The sequence below is a fragment of the Sporosarcina luteola genome (assembly GCF_023715535.1).
GTDB classification, from domain to species: domain Bacteria; phylum Bacillota; class Bacilli; order Bacillales_A; family Planococcaceae; genus Sporosarcina; species Sporosarcina luteola_B.
In genome coordinates this window covers 165,609-184,169 of sequence record NZ_JAMBOI010000004.1, presented here as the reverse complement: position 1 = coordinate 184,169, position 18,561 = coordinate 165,609, and the positions used below count along the sequence as shown (strand labels likewise).

At 43.4% G+C, this 18,561-nt stretch carries 24 protein-coding genes; 8 read left to right on the top strand and 16 right to left on the bottom strand.

Annotated features, from left to right (window positions below; genetic code table 11):
- Positions 1–15: 15 nt before the first annotated feature.
- Genes comGF through comGA form a run of 6 tightly spaced genes read right to left on the bottom strand, consistent with a single transcriptional unit; the run spans position 16 to position 3,574 of the window.
- Positions 16–465, bottom strand: a complete 450-nt coding sequence (gene comGF / locus M3191_RS10245) for a competence type IV pilus minor pilin ComGF (protein WP_285853306.1) — start codon at positions 463–465, stop codon at positions 16–18.
- Positions 450–752 carry a hypothetical protein gene (locus M3191_RS10240; RefSeq protein WP_251700291.1) on the bottom strand — a complete coding sequence of 101 codons (303 nt, stop codon included), beginning with the start codon at positions 750–752 and terminating at the stop codon, positions 450–452. Before M3191_RS10240 ends, comGF begins: the two co-directional genes overlap by 16 nt.
- A complete protein-coding gene (locus M3191_RS10235; RefSeq protein ID WP_251700290.1) occupies positions 742–1,179 on the bottom strand; it encodes a type II secretion system protein in 438 nt (145 codons plus the stop codon). The genes M3191_RS10240 and M3191_RS10235 overlap by 11 nt, the downstream gene beginning before the upstream one ends.
- On the bottom strand, positions 1,169–1,504 hold the full coding sequence (gene comGC, locus M3191_RS10230; protein WP_251700289.1) for a competence type IV pilus major pilin ComGC: 336 nt from the start codon (positions 1,502–1,504) through the stop codon (positions 1,169–1,171). The genes M3191_RS10235 and comGC overlap by 11 nt, the downstream gene beginning before the upstream one ends.
- A gap of 14 nt (positions 1,505–1,518) precedes the next feature.
- Positions 1,519–2,559, bottom strand: a complete 1,041-nt coding sequence (comGB, locus tag M3191_RS10225) for a competence type IV pilus assembly protein ComGB (protein WP_251700288.1) — start codon at positions 2,557–2,559, stop codon at positions 1,519–1,521.
- A 7-nt stretch (positions 2,560–2,566) separates the two neighbouring features.
- Positions 2,567–3,574: a competence type IV pilus ATPase ComGA gene (comGA, locus tag M3191_RS10220; protein WP_251700287.1), complete on the bottom strand. Its 1,008-nt coding sequence runs from the start codon at positions 3,572–3,574 to the stop codon at positions 2,567–2,569.
- A gap of 298 nt (positions 3,575–3,872) precedes the next feature.
- On the opposite strand from comGA, the gene M3191_RS10215 reads away from it, so the two are divergent.
- Positions 3,873–4,115 carry a DUF2626 family protein gene (locus tag M3191_RS10215; protein WP_251624533.1) on the top strand — a complete coding sequence of 81 codons (243 nt, stop codon included), beginning with the start codon at positions 3,873–3,875 and terminating at the stop codon, positions 4,113–4,115.
- A gap of 40 nt (positions 4,116–4,155) precedes the next feature.
- Here M3191_RS10215 and M3191_RS10210 read toward each other — a convergent pair whose 3' ends face one another.
- A complete protein-coding gene (locus M3191_RS10210; RefSeq protein WP_251700286.1) occupies positions 4,156–4,794 on the bottom strand; it encodes an MBL fold metallo-hydrolase in 639 nt (212 codons plus the stop codon).
- A 160-nt stretch (positions 4,795–4,954) separates the two neighbouring features.
- On the opposite strand from M3191_RS10210, the gene M3191_RS10205 reads away from it, so the two are divergent.
- Positions 4,955–5,137, top strand: coding sequence for a DUF2759 domain-containing protein (locus tag M3191_RS10205; RefSeq protein WP_251700285.1), 183 nt, complete (start codon positions 4,955–4,957; stop codon positions 5,135–5,137).
- Positions 5,138–5,220: 83 nt separating this feature from the next.
- Here M3191_RS10205 and M3191_RS10200 read toward each other — a convergent pair whose 3' ends face one another.
- The 5 genes from M3191_RS10200 to rpmG all read right to left on the bottom strand — a co-directional run bounded on the left by M3191_RS10200 (position 5,221) and on the right by rpmG (position 9,419).
- Positions 5,221–6,321 carry a hypothetical protein gene (locus tag M3191_RS10200; RefSeq protein WP_251700284.1) on the bottom strand — a complete coding sequence of 367 codons (1,101 nt, stop codon included), beginning with the start codon at positions 6,319–6,321 and terminating at the stop codon, positions 5,221–5,223.
- 89 nt (positions 6,322–6,410) lie between these two features.
- Positions 6,411–8,291, bottom strand: a complete 1,881-nt coding sequence (locus M3191_RS10195; RefSeq protein WP_251700283.1) for an LTA synthase family protein — start codon at positions 8,289–8,291, stop codon at positions 6,411–6,413.
- A 142-nt stretch (positions 8,292–8,433) separates the two neighbouring features.
- Positions 8,434–8,628: a YqgQ family protein gene (locus tag M3191_RS10190; protein WP_251700282.1), complete on the bottom strand. Its 195-nt coding sequence runs from the start codon at positions 8,626–8,628 to the stop codon at positions 8,434–8,436.
- The gene (locus M3191_RS10185) at positions 8,625–9,206 is read right to left on the bottom strand and encodes a 5-formyltetrahydrofolate cyclo-ligase (RefSeq protein WP_251700281.1); all 582 of its coding nucleotides are present in this window, start codon (positions 9,204–9,206) and stop codon (positions 8,625–8,627) included. The genes M3191_RS10190 and M3191_RS10185 overlap by 4 nt, the downstream gene beginning before the upstream one ends.
- 63 nt (positions 9,207–9,269) lie before the next feature.
- Entirely contained in the window at positions 9,270–9,419 is a 150-nt protein-coding gene (rpmG, locus tag M3191_RS10180) for a 50S ribosomal protein L33 (protein ID WP_060210366.1), read from the bottom strand.
- 171 nt (positions 9,420–9,590) lie between these two features.
- Here rpmG and M3191_RS10175 point away from each other — a divergent pair, with 171 nt between their 5' ends.
- Positions 9,591–9,956, top strand: coding sequence for a hypothetical protein (locus M3191_RS10175; protein ID WP_251700280.1), 366 nt, complete (start codon positions 9,591–9,593; stop codon positions 9,954–9,956).
- Positions 9,953–10,450: an endolytic transglycosylase MltG gene (locus M3191_RS10170; RefSeq protein WP_251700279.1), complete on the top strand. Its 498-nt coding sequence runs from the start codon at positions 9,953–9,955 to the stop codon at positions 10,448–10,450. Before M3191_RS10175 ends, M3191_RS10170 begins: the two co-directional genes overlap by 4 nt.
- A 40-nt stretch (positions 10,451–10,490) precedes the next feature.
- Here the strand turns inward: M3191_RS10170 and M3191_RS10165 are convergent, their stop codons facing one another.
- From M3191_RS10165 to M3191_RS10150, 4 genes are all read right to left on the bottom strand, one after another.
- The gene (locus M3191_RS10165) at positions 10,491–12,692 is read right to left on the bottom strand and encodes a peptidoglycan D,D-transpeptidase FtsI family protein (protein WP_251700278.1); all 2,202 of its coding nucleotides are present in this window, start codon (positions 12,690–12,692) and stop codon (positions 10,491–10,493) included.
- A gap of 105 nt (positions 12,693–12,797) precedes the next feature.
- A complete protein-coding gene (gene sodA / locus M3191_RS10160; RefSeq protein ID WP_251700277.1) occupies positions 12,798–13,400 on the bottom strand; it encodes a superoxide dismutase SodA in 603 nt (200 codons plus the stop codon).
- An 85-nt stretch (positions 13,401–13,485) separates the two neighbouring features.
- On the bottom strand, positions 13,486–13,971 hold the full coding sequence (locus M3191_RS10155) for a DUF456 domain-containing protein (RefSeq protein ID WP_251700276.1): 486 nt from the start codon (positions 13,969–13,971) through the stop codon (positions 13,486–13,488).
- Between the two features lie 13 nt (positions 13,972–13,984).
- Positions 13,985–15,616 (bottom strand): Na/Pi cotransporter family protein, encoded by a 1,632-nt coding sequence (locus M3191_RS10150; protein WP_251700275.1) that lies wholly within the window; start codon positions 15,614–15,616, stop codon positions 13,985–13,987.
- Positions 15,617–15,818: 202 nt separating this feature from the next.
- Here M3191_RS10150 and M3191_RS10145 point away from each other — a divergent pair, with 202 nt between their 5' ends.
- The 4 genes from M3191_RS10145 (at position 15,819) to M3191_RS10130 (ending at position 18,494) form a co-directional block, all read left to right on the top strand.
- Positions 15,819–16,322: a DUF1189 family protein gene (locus tag M3191_RS10145; RefSeq protein WP_251700274.1), complete on the top strand. Its 504-nt coding sequence runs from the start codon at positions 15,819–15,821 to the stop codon at positions 16,320–16,322.
- Between the two features lie 45 nt (positions 16,323–16,367).
- Positions 16,368–16,697, top strand: a complete 330-nt coding sequence (locus M3191_RS10140; protein ID WP_251700273.1) for a hypothetical protein — start codon at positions 16,368–16,370, stop codon at positions 16,695–16,697.
- 91 nt (positions 16,698–16,788) lie between these two features.
- On the top strand, positions 16,789–17,913 hold the full coding sequence (ispG, locus tag M3191_RS10135) for a flavodoxin-dependent (E)-4-hydroxy-3-methylbut-2-enyl-diphosphate synthase (RefSeq protein ID WP_285853305.1): 1,125 nt from the start codon (positions 16,789–16,791) through the stop codon (positions 17,911–17,913).
- A complete protein-coding gene (locus M3191_RS10130) occupies positions 17,910–18,494 on the top strand; it encodes a 5' nucleotidase, NT5C type (protein ID WP_251700272.1) in 585 nt (194 codons plus the stop codon). Before ispG ends, M3191_RS10130 begins: the two co-directional genes overlap by 4 nt.
- Positions 18,495–18,561 lie beyond the last annotated feature (67 nt).

Here is an 18,561-nt window from a genome sequence, read left to right as displayed (position 1 = left end):
AATATGACTCCTTGCTCATTCCTGACGAAACCCAATAGCAAATCTCCTTTCCCGCTTACGTCCGTCAAGCATCGTCACTTCCATATTGAGTTCATATCCTTCATGACTAAAAGCCACACTTGAGATGCTCGTGAAGAGAGGGATATACCCTGTTTTATTAATTAATTTTCGAATAACATTACCACTTTGGCCAACTTCGATCTTCCCTCTTTCATTTGTGAATGAAATGGACCTCTCGCCCAAATGAACATTGAAATCGTCGACATCGAGCAACAATGCTTGCAAATCGATTGCAAACAGCTCCCACTCAGTCGCATAATAGTCTTGTAATTGACGTTCAATAGGCAGTTTCCAATAAAAGAACAGAACGAAAAAATGAAGGAATATGCCCAGGATCAACAATTGAAACAACGCTTCCACTAGAGAGTATCCCGATTCATCTCGGAGTTTCAGAATGCTATGCATTTCACGAATTCCCGTTCTATGTAACGATAGGTTACACAGATTCCTTCACCTTCCACAGACCAGTTGTACAAAGTCTTCTCTATCCGGTTTGTCCCTGACATTATTCCGTATGAACGATAAAGAATTGTGCCATGATAGGCAGATTCCGCTGCATGCATACCTAGTCTCTTCACTTCTAAACGCACAGACATATGTGAATACAATGGCAACAGCGTTCCAAAAATAACTGTCAAAATGACAAGGGATAAAATTGATTCCGGCCAAGAATACCCTTTTTCATTGATCATAGACGAGCACCCTCCCGTGCTGTAGTTGCAGAGTTAATCGCTTGTCACCGGTCGTTGTTCGCAAAATGACCGTTCCCGGATTGATGATATGGCCTTTCGGATGAAATTCGATTGCACTGAGGCGATTGCCCCCAACCCAGCGCATGCCTTCCGGAAAATCCATGGTGGAATATGCCACTGAACTAGGGGCATACAAACTATAGGACTTGCCTGAATTCCTAAACCTGATAGCTGTGTATGTTTCGTTCGCCATCGCAAATGCCTGGGCATGGTGAATCGTCGCTATGAATGTATACAGTGCTTCTTCCTCGCTTTGTTTCGTTATCCATCGATCGCCGATAGGCAGTATAACAGCAGTCAGAATTGCGACGATACTTAAGACCAAAAGCATCTCGAGGAATGTGAAGCCGTTTTCGTCAGTTTTCATCATTGCTCTTCGGACGATTTAGAGACGGCGCTGTAACTATACCGTCATCAATCAAAACTTGAGATCCATCCGGACACTTCGCACCATTTGGCAAATAACCATCTCTCTCCAAGTCTTCGGCGCTCGGAAGAACGTGCTTCTCCATCTTATATGCCTCAACCTGTCCCTCCACCATTTTCACATACGCCTTGCATCCCTTTTCATCGATCGACTTTGAATGCTTTGTCACGTTCGGTATGGCGATGAGAAGCAGAACGGAAATGATGAGCAATACGATCATCATCTCTATTAAAGTGAACCCCTCTTCTTCATTGACTAGTTTCAATCCTTTCCTCCTCCTTAAAAGTTGTTAAACGTACTGTAAACCGGCAGGAGCAATGCAAGATATGCAGCCAAAATGCAGACGGCCAATATTGCGAACAATATGGGTTGAAGCAACGCTAGCCATCTTGCCATCTCCTCTTCGATCATGTCATGAAGATTTTCACTGAACAGTAGTAGTTCCTTCCCTAAGTGTCCCGTATCGGATCCATGCTTCGCGTAGGCGCATAATTCCTTTCGAAGACCAACTGTCAGCAGGATTGCCGTATCAAAATTCTCTCCGTAGATGACATGCTCTTTAATCGTCTTTGCGATTTCACCTAAGATGGGATCCACTTCTTGCTCAACCAACACTTCAAGTGAATCTTGCATAGATAGTCCCGAATGAAGAAGGCTACCTACTTCACCAGCAAATTCTCTAGTTTTCCATTTCGAAAATAGCGGACCGATAAACGGAACGGGTAGAAGGAAGCGGATCTTACCGGACGGCGATAACCTCCGATAGATAAGATTTCCTATGCAAGCGGTTACGAGAATAAACACTCCGAGTCCGAGCATTACATCGGGAATTTTCGATACAAGGAGTGGTAGCAGAGAAACAAAACCGGTTCCAGCTTCATTCCTTGCTACAGACATCGCTTGCAGATTCGGAAGGAAATAGCTCCTGAAAACTAACAGGAAGATGGCTAGAAAGAAAAAGAGAATGACCGGATAGAGCAATAAATTCCGCAGCTTCTTCTTTCTTTCTTCAGATTGCTTCAATCTTTCTGCAATCCCTTTCAAGGCATCCGCCAATCTCCCGTCAACTTCCGAGATGATCACAGGTAAAAGGATGTTTGAAGAAAACCCAAGTCTCCTAAGAACATCCGTTACGCCAAGTCCATTCTTTAAATCCCTTTCTGTTTGAGTTAGAAGTTCATTGTACTGTTTAGAATGGTGAGGCATAAGCAGAACCAAGCCATCATGGAATGTGTAGCCCTCTTGTATGAGGAGTGAAAGCCTCCCTAAAAATGCAGGCCGGTTCTCAATACGATGCACTGGTCGTTTAAAAATTCGCATTCTGTTCCTAACCACGGGATATCATTTTCTCCATGCTGTATTTTCGCAATATTGAATCTATCGTCATTTCCTTTGGCACCGTCACTTGCTCGCCTGAAATGATCCCTTCAGCGATGGATTCCAATAGCTCGCCTTGGATAATTTCAAATACCGCACCGATGTCGCCATCTTTTTTCCTAATAAGACGCTGCGCGGATATGCATACGACCGTTTGTCTTAATTCCTCAGGTGTTATTCCAAAATCCATCATTCTATAGAAGCAGCCTTCCGGATCTTTCGAGTGGACAGTCGACAATACTAGATGGCCAGTCAGCGCAGCCGCGACCGCAGTTTTAGCAGTTTCCGAATCTCTAATCTCACCGATCATGATGACGTCAGGGGAATGTCTCAATATCGCTTTCAATCCCGCGGCATAGGTCATCCCTGATCTTTCATTCACCTGTACTTGAAGTAGATGAGAGTGGTTGTTTTCGACAGGATCTTCGAGGGAGATCACATGTCTTTCAAGCTGATTTACACAATGAGCAGTAAGGGAATAGATCGTCGTCGTCTTCCCGCTTCCGGTCGGGCCTGTCAACAAGACGAGACCTTGCCTCTCTTCTGCGGCGCGCCGAAGTTTCTTTTCCCAGACGGACTCGATGCATAGCTTATCGAGAGGGACAATTTGATCATGCCTTTGAATACGGATAACAACACTTTCTTTCATTTGGATAGAGGGAATTGTCGATACACGAAACGAAAAGTTCTCGTTATGCATTTTCTTGTGAAATGAACCACTTTGGGGTTTTCGTTTATCACTGATATCTAAGGAGGAGAGAAATTTGTAAAAGGAGATCATACGGGCGGCCAACTGTGGGGGGAATGTGCCGGACCGTTCAAGTTTTGAATTCTTTTTGAAACAAATATCATACCGATCTTGCAGAGGAACGAGGTGGATGTCTGTCGCCTCATTAGCAATCGCCCGTTCTAAAAGTTCGAAACATTTTTTCTCAATGAGATTATCACGGTTTTCCATTGAACACCCCTCTTTCAATAGGCGAAAGACCGCTTTTCACCTTACAACGAGTATACGGTGAACGAATCGAAAAAGGAATACTTATAAGTGAATTCGATTTTTAAGGGCCGTTTCCGGCTAGAATTCCATTTTTACATGGATTTTTCGGCTCAAAAATGAATTTTGAAGTAATAAGGTCAATATGCGTTCCATGCATTTGTCACAATGTCGACTTGATAGGAGTTTACTTTTCGAACTGTTATCCATTATAATGAATAAGAGATCTTTGTATTGTTTTACGTTAAGGAGGGACGCACTTATGGATAACATGTTCAAGCTATGCGGTTTTTGGACTGGCATTTTCGCTGTAATGTTTTTCGTCGGCGATATGATGACAGCTTCCGTCATTTTCATCGCTAGCACTATTTTCTTCCTGTTGCTTGGATATTTGAATCTGACAGAGCGTATGTATATGTACATGTTTGGAGCTTACCTTATGATTTTTATGGTAGGATTCAGCTATTATGCGACATTCATTCACGTACCAGGTGCAGGACATTAATCGTCCTAAAAAAAAACAGCCAATCTGGCTGTTTTTTCTTTTAGGAAAATCCGTTCAAAAAGGGGTTCATATCCTTTTCTTCTTCAGGCGTTGTCGATGGGCCGTGCCCGGGATACACGGCAGTCTCATCATCCAATGTCAACAACTTGTCATGGATGGATTGAAGCAAGGTTCTTGTATCGCCTCCCCGAAGATCCGTCCGTCCGATACTTCCCCTGAAAAGTGTATCACCGACCACTGCAAAATGTGCCTCCTTAAAAATGAATGAAACGCTGCCCGGTGAATGACCGGGAGTGTGACGGACCTCCAAATGGAATGGGCCGATATGCAAATCACCTTCGTGAAGGAATTGATCCGCATCCTTATTTTTCACGAGAGGCAAACCGGGGTATCTAGAAGAACCGTTTAAATCCGGATTTCCAAGCCACTCATTTTCCGCTTCGTGAATATGGACCGGTATGCCAAAATGGTTCCTCACCCGATCCACTGCACCGATATGATCAAAGTGCGCATGTGTTAAAAGGATTGCAAGCGGTTTGCCATTCGAGTTTTCAATCTCGGCAATGATTCGATCCCCTTCTTCTCCCGGATCGATCACTAAACACTCCCCTTCACGATTATAGACAACATAACAATTCGTTTGAATCGGGCCTAATGGATATGTACGTATTTCAAGCATCCTTCACATCTCCTTTACCTGATAATAATGGACTTATAACTGGATTTCAAACAATCGTCACTTATATGCCTCGACAAAATTTGTGGGAAACAGTACAATAGAGGAGGAATATTGCTTAATCGGCATTCATTTTTTCTCTGTTGAAAGGAGTGTCTTCCGCATGAACATCTTAATGGTAATTTTCGGACTCGTTGCGATCTTCGCTGTAATTGGAACTGTACAAGCTTTCAAAGAGCGCAATGTGTTGAGCATTTTGTTTAATGTTGCAGCTGCCGTGATTTTTGGCGGTTTTACAATTGCAACAATCGTCTTCCAAGGATATCCACCTGCACTAGTACATTAATGAACATTTGTCATGAAAAACATCCCCTGCATGTAATTGCAGAGGATGTTTTTCTTTATTTCTTAAGTAGCGTACTGATGACATCAGTTATCAAAATCAATCCACTTATATTTTTCCTTCGCTTTCATGTCGATCAACTCATCTGACATATATCCGCTTACACAATAACGCCCTGACGGCGAGCATTTTAACGGTCCTGCATCCAACCCTTTTGTAAGCAACTCCAGATTACCGTCTTCAAAGAGGTACAAATTAAACCCCGCCGCCATTTCATCCAGTTGCCCGCTTTTTTCAGCGCCTTTCACAATCAGCCGATTTGCATCGAGCCATTCAATCGATGGAGTGACCCACTCCGAATAATTGCTGACAGCAGGCAATGTCCATCTAGCGACAATAGGGCCTTCTAGATTTCTGACTGTATACTCGAAAGCCTCTGGATCGATCACCTGAACGACAACCATGGAATCTTCAAACACATCATTATAAACCGCGTTATCTATTTCAAAGGTCTCAATTTCCTCTGTATCCAATCTGAACAAACGGATCTCTCCTCCGTCAAGCGGATGCCCGTTGAACAACATGCCCATAATTTTGTTATCACCAGCCCATTTGGGAAAGGGATCATCAAAATTCACAATGGAAAGGCTATCATCCAATCCATCAAACGCAAACAAGTCAAAGGACCAGTCTTCTTGAAAGGCTGAAAACAGTATTTTGTCCGGATTTTCTCGGCTCCATTCAATGGAAAGCTCTGTCGAACTGATCTCAGCCTGATGTTGTATCGTTCCATCCATTCCGATCACCTTAACAACTGCTGCATTTGCTTGTTCACTTGTATGTACTAACAGATAATCACGGGAAGGATGGACGAGGACATCGATTATGAATGAATCATCCTTGTATACCAATCCCGATTCGCCCGTTTCGATATCAAAATAGTTCACTTTGTACTCGCCCTCGTCTTTTTCAACATACAGGATCTGCGTGTCTGTCAGCCAATCTGCAATGAAATGAAAGCGTGAAGGGTCTGCTTTGAAAACATGGGGATTCGACGGTTCAGCAGGCTTTTCTACAAGATCGGATGGTTCTTCGCTGTCAGGTTGCAAAGAAGAGTGTTCCTTCTGTTCCGAACAGGCCGACATGATGAAGACGCTCACCACAAGCAGATACCATATTCTTTTCATCCGTCAATCCCCCTCCCCGCAATCATTCAAAAAAATATCTGCACGGTAAACGAACCCGTGCAGAACATAGTTGCTTCGCCCGTAACGGCTTATTCTTGTTCTTCAATCCTGTCTTTGTCTGTAAATCTGAGCAAGTCTCCATTAATGATCAAGTCAGAGTAGCCAAGTTCGGTATTGGCGCGTTCAATATAAGGCTCACACGCCGCCCCTTCGGTTTCTTCGCCGGTTTTGATTTCATAGCAAACTTCGTGAGCGTAAATATTATCCTCTGTCACGAAGCGGCCATCCCTGAAAATGACAAATGGTTCGTGATCCGGTGAGAATATGTCCGCACCTAACTGCATGTCTTCTTTCGTATCGATGCCAAGTAAATGCAGGACTGTCGGTCTTACATCCAGTTGACCGGAAAGCTCATGGACCGTTTCACCTTTTCCATTGCCAGGAATATGGATGAACATCGGCACTTTTTGCAATTCGACATTATCAAATGGAGTGATTTCCTTATCCAAATACATGCCCATTGCTTTATTATGATTTTCCGAAATACCATAATGATCTCCATACATAACAATTATGGAATTATCATACAAACCGCTTTTCTTCAATTCTTCAAAGAAGATTTTAATGGACTCATCCATATAGCGAGCTGTCTGGAAATATTTATTCAACGTTTTTGAATTGGAATCATACGCAGGAATCATCATATCTTCTTCATCCAAATCAAATGGATGGTGGTTCGTCAACGTGATCATTCTAGTTGAAAATGGTTGAGGCATCGTCTTCATCAATTCAACGGATTGTTCAAAGAACGGTATATCTTTCATACCCCAGTTGACAGCCTGCCCTTCGCCGATTTCATAGCTTTCGACATCGTAGAATTTCTCAATGCCCAAGGCTTGATACATGATATCACGGTTCCAGAAGCTCCGATTGTTCGCGTGCATGACACTCGTGAAGTATCCATTTTCACCCAATTTTTCCGACATTGAGTTGAATGTATTTCCGCTATTCGTGAAAAAGACAGCACCGCCATTTCGGCCGTATAATGAGTTTTCCACGATGAATTCTGAATCGGAGGTTTTCCCCAACCCTGTCTGATGATAAAAATTATCGAAATAGAATGTATCTGGATCATTTGTTAGTTCATTGAGGAATGGTGTAATTTCATGACCATTCATCTCGTTATTGATGACGAAGCTTTGAAGTGATTCCAGAGAAACAAAGATCACATTCCGCCCTTCCGCAACTCCGAACATTTTCGGATCGGGTTCTGCATAATTGGCGTTGATATAGTTCGCCACTTCAGCCAGCTCACTGCCATCGGCAAGCGCTCGTTGTGCATGCGTTTTCGATTGGATGAATAGGTCATAAATGTGATAATTGAATGTCCCGATATTTTTAACGAGCAATTCCCGGTCGAAGCTTCGGGTCAACAGCTGCGGCCTTTGAGCTTCGGACAACCCCAAGTTGACCATCAGCACTGTTGCAGCTACAACAAAATAGAGCTTGCGTCCAATGCTTCGTTCTCTTTGGGAGCTTTCCAAAACAGGGATGAATTTGATAGCCAATGCGATTATGATTACATCCGCAAAGAAGAAGATATCCCATGGATGCACGTTGGCACCGACGGAAGACGATAAATCCCCAAAGTTGCTTGTTTGGAATAATACAGGCAATGTGATGAAATCATTAAAGAATCGATAAAACACGGCGTTGCTGAACATGATGATTGATGTTAGCAAACTGATTGAAAATATATAGATATTACGCCGTTTCTCATTCTTCATGAATAAGGCCAAGCCATAAATGAACAATAGAAAACTAAGCGGGTTAATGAACAGGATGAATTCCTGCATCACATTATCGATTTTCATAGAAAAGCTAGTGATATAGCCGATATACGTCGTTAACCACGTTGCAATTATTGCAATGACGAGTATGGAATGTTTGGGCCAAGTTGCTTTTTTCATACTTGATCTTCCTTTCATAAGTAAAACATCTATTTGTAAATTCATCCTATCGCTTGGACATGTACTACATATAATAGACGGATGAAGCGTAAAAAAGTTTCATTTTTAATTATAAAGCTGGAGGGAATCGATTTGGGAAAAATTAATCAGCCCTTCTACCTAATTCCTTTTTCAATAGTAAGAGCGCAGGCAAATAATCCTCTTTCATAATCAACCCATTATCATATAGCTCTTTCACTTCGGACATCATCATTTCGATATCCGTTTTTTGATTCCCTGTATATATAAAAATGCCAAACCGTTTAAGAAGTTGCAGGACATCTAGGAAATGATTCATTTGGCATCACGTATTTTCTGAGATCGTATCACTTTGTTTTCAGTAATAATCATATTGACTGGAATATCATGTTCTTCAATGGGCACTTCTTGGGAAGTTTGCTGATTAAACGCCAAAGAAACCCGATCGCCTCCGTAATCAGCTAAATACCGATCATAATACCCACCGCCGAATCCGATTCTGAAGCCTTCATCGGAAAATACAACTCCGGGAATAATTTGGAGGTCGATTTGCCCTTTATCGATGGAAACCGTTCTTCCGACTATCGGTTCCTTCAAATCCATATAGACTGTTTCTAGATCATCAAAGGATGTAATGAGTCTGAAGTCCATCTCCCGTGTATCAGGATTGCATTTCGGAACGGCAACTTGCTTCCCCGAATCCCATGCGGATTCAATCAAAGGAAGTGTATCCACTTCCGGAAAGCGAGAGATGGTGACCCCGATTGTACGGGCAGAAGCATATTCTTCGCACGAATAAAGACGTTTCAAAATCGCTGCAGATTTACTTGCATGTTCAGAATGATTCATATCTTTCATGATTGTTATCATTAGTTTACGTTTGGATAATTTACTCATAGAAGTATTCCCCCCATTCTGAAATAAAAAACCAAAACCCGTGAAGAGTTTTGGCATGAGCGATTATTTCGTTTCACGGTGCAAAGTTTGTTTCTTTTCACGTGAGCAATATTTTTTCATTTCAAGACGTTCCGGATTGTTACGCTTGTTTTTCTTTGTAATATAATTACGCTCTCCACATTCTGTGCAAGCAAGTGTAATATTTACGCGCATTGTTGTCCCTCCCACTCATTAGCAATATAAATTAATATGAGCATGATTTATACGACTTTTCAATTGTATCATATCACACGGTGATGTAAAGAAGAAAGTTTCAAATTACATTCGGAAGATGCATATGTTACTATGGGAACAAAGTAATTTATTCCCGGAGGTTGTTCGATCGTGGATATTGAATTAATTTTACTATGCATCGGCCTTATATGTATCATTTTATCATTTTTCATCGGAAAATCCACTCGTAAAAGCGAAGAGGATATCGAAAACGTTTCAATTAGCCTTCATCAGGAGACGAACCAACTGAAAAAGCGACTGAGAGCCGTTGAAGAGGAATTAATGATTGGTGTCGCACCACCTGTAACAAACGGACAGAAACAGCAACGGAAACAAAAACCGGTTCACGAAATCATCATCAACCAAATCTTATCCTTGAAAGCCCAAGGTTATTCAATTCCTGAAATAGCCAAACGCTCCTCCCTGTCTGACGAGGAAGTTATTGACGTATTGAAATCCCGGGGTGTCGCCTTATGATGAGGGACATTTTACGGGGAGTCGGAATAGGCTGCATCCTTGCAGGAGGCATCCTTTATTACACAGGTACCGACAATGATTCCGAAGCATCGGGCGCTGATCAGTACCAATCCCAGTTGGCCGAGTTGCAGATCGAATTGGATAAAGTGAAAAAAGAGTTGGCTGTCGCCCAAACGCTCACTTCTTCAAAAACTGATAAAAACGCAGGGGAAAATAGCAATGCCACTGAAGGAAATGCGGAAACTAAACCTGTCAGCGGATCACCATCAAAGCCAATAACAAAAATTATTCTGACCATCGAAGCCGGTTCTACATCGGCTACTGTTGCTGACAAGCTTGAGCGCGCGGGGATTATCGGCAGCGCGAAAGAGTTGGAACAATACTTAATTGACAACGGCTTAGCAGGCCGCATTCAAATCGGTGTGCACGAAGTCGATACGACAATGGACCTCGGCACAATTGCCGGCATTATTACGAATACGACAAAGAGATAAGAAAAAGCTGCCCTTCGCCGAAGCGATTGTGGCAGCTTTCTTATTTCCTGTCCGTATCTTTTTCTTTTTCTTTCTCTCGTTCAAATCTGCGATCTATTTTTTGATCGGTCGTTTCAAGTACATTCGCCTTTGCCCGCTCTTCCTTCAATTCGAAATAGGTGTCTAGCGACGTTCTGACAATCTCTTTCATCGCTATGCCTTGAGTAATGTAATTGCCTCGATCTGTCGAAGCGTATGGAATGACGACTGCATATGCTACTTCGGGATTATCAGCCGGGGCAAAGCCGACATGCGTCAAGTTGACCGAAGCCATCCCATACTTACTCCTATCATCGCCATAGTAAGATGTTTGGGCAGTACCAGTTTTCCCTGCAGCCGTATAGGAAGCACCGTTGAATATGTTGCGCCCGGTCCCATTCGGTCCGTAATACACGTAGTGCATCCCTTTTTTAACTTGTTCAATTTCTTTCGCCGTATTATTGATGCGATTGAGGACTTTCACTTCTGTTTCCTCTAGCAATTCTCCAAGCGTTTCGCCATCTTGGGAAGGTTCTCTTATTTCCTTTAAGACTTTTGGCGCCACCCTGTATCCACCGTTCGCTACAGTCGATACATACTGAACAAGCTGGAGCGGTGTGTACGTATCGAATTGTCCGATAGCAAAGTCCAGCAGCTTACCTGAACGTGTATCGGTACCGGTAACACCTGTATATTCCCCCGGCAAGTCGATTTCCGTTTTAACCCCTAAGCCGAAGGAGGCATAGGCGTTACGCAGTCTATCGAAACCGCCGATGTCAATTGGAAGAGCCTTAAATGGTCTGTATACCCCGTTTCCTATTGAAATGGCGATTTTGAACATATAAACGTTAGAGGACCTGCCGAGCGCTGTTATATCATCGACAGACACCCGTCCGTTCTGATTGAACAGGGATCTCTTAGGTAAACCCGCAATGTTCATAGGTTCATCGATTTTCACTTCTCCAACAGAAAGGACACCTTCGCTATAGCCTGCCAACACTGTGGCTACCTTTATAGTGGAACCGACCTCATAAGCGGATGTAAAAGTGCCATATGCGTAATCCCGCACTTCCCATCTTCCCGAATCCTCATCTTTCACTACCCGCTTACCGACCAAGGAAAGCAATTCCCCGTTATTCGGATCCATCATGACAAGAAATGCCCTGTCCAACAATCCGGATCGCGGGTCTTTCTTCATTTCAAGAAGTTTCTCCGAAAGAAGTTCCTCCAATGATTCCTGCAATTCACTATCCATCGATAATACGAGATCCCTGCCCGGTTCCCCTTCTCTGACTGTTTTCGTCTCTATGACGCGGCCGGTTCGATCCTTTATATTTTTTACAATGGTTTTTTGCCCTCTTAACAGTTCTTCATATTGTTGTTCGAAGTAACTTCTCCCGATACGATCATTCCGCGAATAACCCCGAGCCAAATAGTAATCGAGATGGCTTCGCGGAATCCCTTCGATCGAACTGGTCATCGTCCCAAGAATTGTGCTATCTGAGAACTTAATACGATTCCAATCGGTCGTCGTATCGACCCCTTCAAATTCGTTTAACCGTTCCGATACGGCTGCAAATTCCTCTTCGGTGACATTCCCGCTTTTGATGATCTGAGGAGAGTAGGCATAGCCGGACATCATTTCCCGATAGATGGCTAATACTTCCAGCTCTTGTTCCGTAAAGGAATCCAATTCTTCATCCGTAATCCGTTCACGTGTCAAGCGTGTCACTTCACGCTGAATATCCGGTTTGGAGACAGTTCCGTCTTTGCCGATTTCTGCCAGCTCTTCTTTGCTCACTTTCGCTTCCGCTTCTTCGGGATTCAATAAAATCCAGAAATCACGCTTATCTCCGACTGTAACCCTTTTTGTATCCTGCTCAATCAACTTAGAAAGCTCTTTTGCGATGTCATACATTTCTTTTGCCGTTGTAGATGATGTCTTCGTATATGTAATTGCATTCATCGGTTTATTATCAACAAGTACCTTCCCTGTACGGTCATAGATCCTTCCTCGAGGAACGCTAGTATTGACTGCGATCTCTTCCTTCATCTCCAATAACCTTGTATAATTCTCGCCTTTAACGATCTGCAAGTATCCTAGTCTGAAAATGAGCAAGGAAAAAAGGATGAAGATCGAGAAGAATAAAAGATTCATCCTGAAGGCTATATGTTTCCGTTGACGGATTTTGGCTTGGTCCACTTTGCGCATCGGCTTTTTCATATGTATTCCCCTTACGTAATTAGTCCAGATTGAATTATAGCATTCTAAACATAAAAAGCATATATCCTGACGAACAGGATATATGCCGGGTTGCATTACTCTGGATTATTTACCGAAGTTTTTAGCGACTTCATCCCAGTTTACTACGTTCCAGAAAGCGGAAACGTAATCAGGGCGTCTGTTTTGGTAGTTCAAATAGTAAGCATGCTCCCAAACATCAAGTCCTAGAATCGGTGTTTTCCCTTCCATCAATGGAGAGTCTTGGTTAGGAGTCGATGTGATTTCAAGTTCACCATTATTGGATACAAGCCATGCCCAACCTGAACCGAAGCGAGTTGCAGCCGCTTTAGCAAATTCCTCTTTGAATGCGTCAAAGCTGCCGAATTTCTTATCAATCGCTTCTGCAAGCGCTCCAGTTGGATTTCCTCCGCCGTTTGGTGAAAGGATATTCCAGAAGAACGTATGATTCGCATGACCGCCTCCATTATTACGGACAGCCGTACGGATGTTTTCAGGAACAGCATTCAAATCGGAGATAAGTTCTTCGACTGATTTGGAAGCTAGTTCGTCATGCCCTTCCAATGCGTTGTTCACGTTCGTCACATACGTATTGTGATGTTTTGTGTGGTGGATATTCATCGTTTCTTTGTCGATGTGAGGCTCCAACGCATCGTATGCGTATGGTAATTCTGGTAATTTGTAAGCCATTAGTCCATTCCTCCTCAATTGATTCATAATTTATCCTACACTATAAACATTATCAAAATTAGGTAACCCATTCAATTGAAATGAACTATCTCGTGACGTAGAGTATGAAAATCCCGATCATAAGCAACATCACAGCACCCTTCGCAGCGACGGAAGTGAAAAACCCTACGATAGAACCAATACCGGTCTTAACGGACTGCTTTACGCCAGTCCGCGTCACAAGCAGCTCTGACAGGAATGCACCGAGGAATGGTCCGATAAGGATTCCAGCTACCGGAATGACGAACGGCCCAATTAGCAGGCCGATCGTGCTTCCCCACATACCCGCCTTCGAACCGCCGAATTTCTTGACACCAACAATATTCGCAAGAGTATCTGCGCCGAACAGCAATATGACGAATAACGCTTGAATCACCCAAAACAACCAGCTCAACTCTTCAAAGGAAGCGAATAACCCGTACAGCAGGAATCCACCTACGATGAAAACTACGGAAGGGATGATTGGATAAATCAATCCGATAAAAGCGACGATGAACATGATTATGGCCGCTATCCAGCCTGCTATCTCCATTCCCTTCCCTCCATTACACCCGTTTGCCTAAAATGGCTTCAGCGATATTTACTGCATGATCTCCGATACGTTCAAGATTGGATACGATATCGACAAAGACCATTCCCGACTGAGCAGAGCAATGCCCCTCATTCAGGCGTACAATATGATTTTTACGGAATTTACGTTCCATCTTGTCGATCAAAGCTTCTTGCTCGGCAACTTCCCTCGCTAATTCAATATCATTTATGTCAAGTGAGCGTACTGCCTTATCGACAGTGGCTATTGTCAGCGTGAACATTTCTGTCAAATCACCCATCGCTTCCTCAGTTAATTTCACACGGTTCACTTCTCGGTAATCAATCAATTCGATGATGTTTTCGAAATGATCCCCGATCCGTTCGATATCCCGAACGGTATCCATAAGCATGACGTGCCTTGCGGATTCAATTGGTGAAATGTTGACCGCTGAAATATCGACGAGATAATCGGTGATTTTACGATCAAGATTATTGATGGCATCCTCAATCTGATAAGCTGTTTCCGCGTGTCTTTTGTTGCTTGTTTTCAAATACTCATAAGTTTCTTCCATTCCTTGGACTGCGAAATCACCCATCCTGATGATTTCTTCCTTCGCTTGTCCAATTGCGACGGATGGAGATTGGTTGATGAAATTAGGATCCAAGTGCTTTGGTCGATATTCGATCGTAACGTCCTTGCCAGGAATGATCTTCGTCACGAATAGCGCCCAAGCACCGATCAGCGGAAATTGTATAACGGTATTCAACACGTTGAAAGTACCGTGTGCGAATGCAATCTGCATTTTACTTTCCAAAGCCAGAAGTCCCGAAATCCATTCTACGTACATTGTAAACGGATATAATAGAATCATGAAGACGACTGTACCGACAACATTGAAAAGGACATGTGCCGCCGCAGCTCTTCGCGCCGCAACGGATGCACCGATCGACGCCAGAACTGCCGTAATTGTCGTTCCGATATTATCTCCGAACAGGATCGGCAAAGCGGCTTGAAGCGAAACAAGGTTTTCTGCATATAGTCCTTGCAAGATCCCAACTGTTGCGCTGGAGCTTTGGACGATAAGTGTAAAAACAGTTCCCGCCACAACTCCAAGCACTGGATGGTCAGCCATCGACACTGTAAAGTCAGAGAAGGCGGAAAGCGTTCTTAGCGGCTTCATGCCTGCACTCATCAATTCCAAACCGAGGAAAAGGCCCCCGAAGCCAAAAACGACCTCACCCACATTCTTAACCGAGTTCTTTTTGAAGAAGAAGATCAGAATTGCACCGAGTGCCATAATCGGCAAAGCATAGGCACCGACATCAAGACCGATGATGAATGCTGTAATCGTCGTACCGATATTTGCACCCATAATGACACCGATCGCCTGTCGAAGTGTCATAAATCCTGCACTGACCAAACCAACCGTAATAACAGTCGTCCCCGAGCTAGACTGGATGAGGACCGTCACGATGATTCCGACAAGCACACCCATAAAAGGATTTGTCGTAAATCTATCCAAAATGCTCCGCAACCTATCCCCTGCGGCTTTCTGAAGACCGTCCCCCATATACTTTATGGCGAATAGGAAGATCCCAAGACCTCCTATAAATTGAAAAATAACTTCCTGCCAATTCACTTCCATTACATCGTCTACCTCCATCATGCATTATATATAAGCATTCCTATTATGTTGACTTGGTTAAGGCATTGTAAATAGGAGAGGACAAATCTTTACATTCCCTTAACAATACGTGTAGAAAAAGTCATCATTCTGTCGAATTTGGTATCCATACTTCTAAGCACAAGACATGATAGACTAACAGTAAGTAAAGGAGGTCCCGTTTTTGAAGTTCCATCAATTGTTTCTGGCAGCGTTCCATGAACCAAAAAAACTCGCAGCGTTTCGGCTGCTTCCAATCGGGCGGGTGATCCGCTATGCTTTCCTATTCATCCTATTGATGACCTTGATCTCATTCACACGCTTCTCACTTGGGGATGCCGACTTGTTCGAGGCCACCCCTGAATTGACCGAGTATGGCAAAGCGGTAGGCGTACTCATTTACCCGATGGCCTTTGTTTCCCAATTTGTCATTGCAACATTTTACGTATTCGTCAGAATCAGCGTTTTTGCTGCAATCGGCATATGGATCGGAAAAGCAATGGGAAGGCGCGTCGAGTACCGCTTTATGTGGCGAACGACTGCCATTGCTATCACCGCCCCTTTATTGGTAACGATTTTGCTGGATTTCTTTCAATTTCATGAAACCTTCAGCATCTTGTTCTCGTCCTTAATTCATATCAGTTTCTTGAGCATTGCTCTCAAGTACTATCCAAAAGCAGTAAAATGAATACTTTCCAAATCCCCGCATATTGTATGGGGAGGGGGAGTATTAATGCGCACTTTATTCGTAGCTGTAATTCTTTTTCTAACTTTTCATATCATCCGGATCGACTTGGGGGATGGGACAATCCCGCTAGCATCGTTTTTCGGGAATGAACAACCTTGTGCAGAGACAACGACTGTGAAAACCATTCATGTCACAACTATCCAAGGCGATACGATTGAATCCCTTTTTTCCATGTACCCGGACCCTGAAACGACTTTCGTTGATAGATTATCAATTTTTTATTCCCTTAATCCCCATCTTCGAAACCAAGAGCTTATCGGGGGTCTTTCCGTGCAGCTTCCACTTTCGAAAACGGGTCAAGATAACTGCAATTGAAGATGTTTCAAGCGGTGTCCCTTGTCTTTTCATCCTATTGATTGCTAAAATAGAAATTAGTTATGAGTTTTTTTAAGGAGAGAATATATCCATGAGTGAAATAATACACAGATCAAAAACTCGTCCTGTGCGAGTCGGCAATTTGACGATTGGCGGCAGCGACGAACTATTCATCCAAAGTATGACAACAACAAAAACACATGATGTCGACGCAACCGTGGAAGAGATCTTGCGTCTAGAGGAAGCGGGCTGTCAAGTTGTCCGTGTGGCGTGTCCTGACGAAAGAGCAGCTTATTCCATCGGCGAAATAAAAAAACGGATTAATATCCCTCTCGTAGTCGATATCCATTTCGACTATAAGCTCGCATTGATTGCAATTGAGCAAGGTGCGGATAAAATCCGGATCAACCCGGGCAATATCGGCCGTCAGGAAAAAGTGGAAGCAGTCGTGAAAGCGGCGAAAGCAAAAGGCATCCCAATTAGAATCGGTGTAAACGCCGGTTCACTTGAAAAACATATACTGAAAAAGTACGGCTACCCGACTGCAGACGGCATGGTAGAAAGTGCTTTGCATCATATTAAAATTCTAGAAGATCTTGATTTCCACGATATTATCGTTTCATTGAAAGCTTCAGATGTTAACTTGGCAGTCGAAGCGTATATGAAAGCGGCAGCAGCATTCGATTACCCGCTACACCTAGGAATTACAGAGTCCGGAACTTTGTTCGCAGGATCCATAAAGAGCGCTGCAGGACTTGGTACATTGCTTTCAGCCGGTATCGGGAATACGCTCCGTGTTTCATTGAGTGCTGATCCTGTACAGGAAATAAAGGTGGCACGTGAACTATTGAAAGTGTTCGCGCTATCTTCTAACGCCGCAACACTTATCTCTTGTCCTACTTGCGGCCGCATCGAGATCGACTTGATTTCAATTGCGAATGAAGTAGAGGAATACATCTCCACTATTAAAGCGCCGTTGAAAGTCGCTGTATTAGGCTGTGCAGTGAACGGTCCAGGGGAAGCGCGTGAAGCGGATATCGGGATTGCAGGTGCACGCGGGGAAGGATTGCTCTTTATGAAAGGGAAAACTGTCCGGAAAGTGCCTGAGGAAACGATGGTAGAAGAGTTGAAAATGGAAATCGATAAACTTGCTGAAGAGTATTTCGAAAAGAAACGTCAAGAGGAATTGCTTCTTCAAAGCGGAGCCACTGAATGAGGAAAATCCGTTTCGGCATTGATATCGACGGGACCGTCACATGTCCTACTTCCCTTCTACCACATATCAATGCACAATTTGGATGCAACCTGATTTTAGATGATATTAAAGAGTACGATTTGACGAAAGCCTTCCCGGTTGACGTGAAGGAGTTTTATGAGTGGTACCGTCAAGCGGAAGCGACGATATACGAAACTTCTCCTGCGCAGGAATATGCAAAAAAGATCCTATCCGAATGGCGGGAGCATTACGAGCTTTATTATATTTCTGCGCGAGGAATCAACGTTGCGGAGTGTACGCTCGGTTGGTTCGAACGGGAAGAAATTCCTTATGATCATATCGAGCTGATCGGCAGCCATCATAAGGTCGAGACGGCGAAAAAGTTCAATGTCGATGCCTTCTTCGAGGATAAGCATGATAATGCAGTCGACATACATGAGGAATTGAACATCCCAGTCCTCCTTTTCGACACTCCATATAACCGGAAACCGATTCCGGAAGGCGTTATTCGAGTGACAAATTGGCAAGAAGCCGACCAGTGGATCAAAAAGCTATTTCCAATTGAAGAAAAAGTGAATTAAAAAAGGAGTAGGGGTAAAATCCCCTACTCCTTTTTTCTTATATATTGATTGGAAAACCAATTTCAGC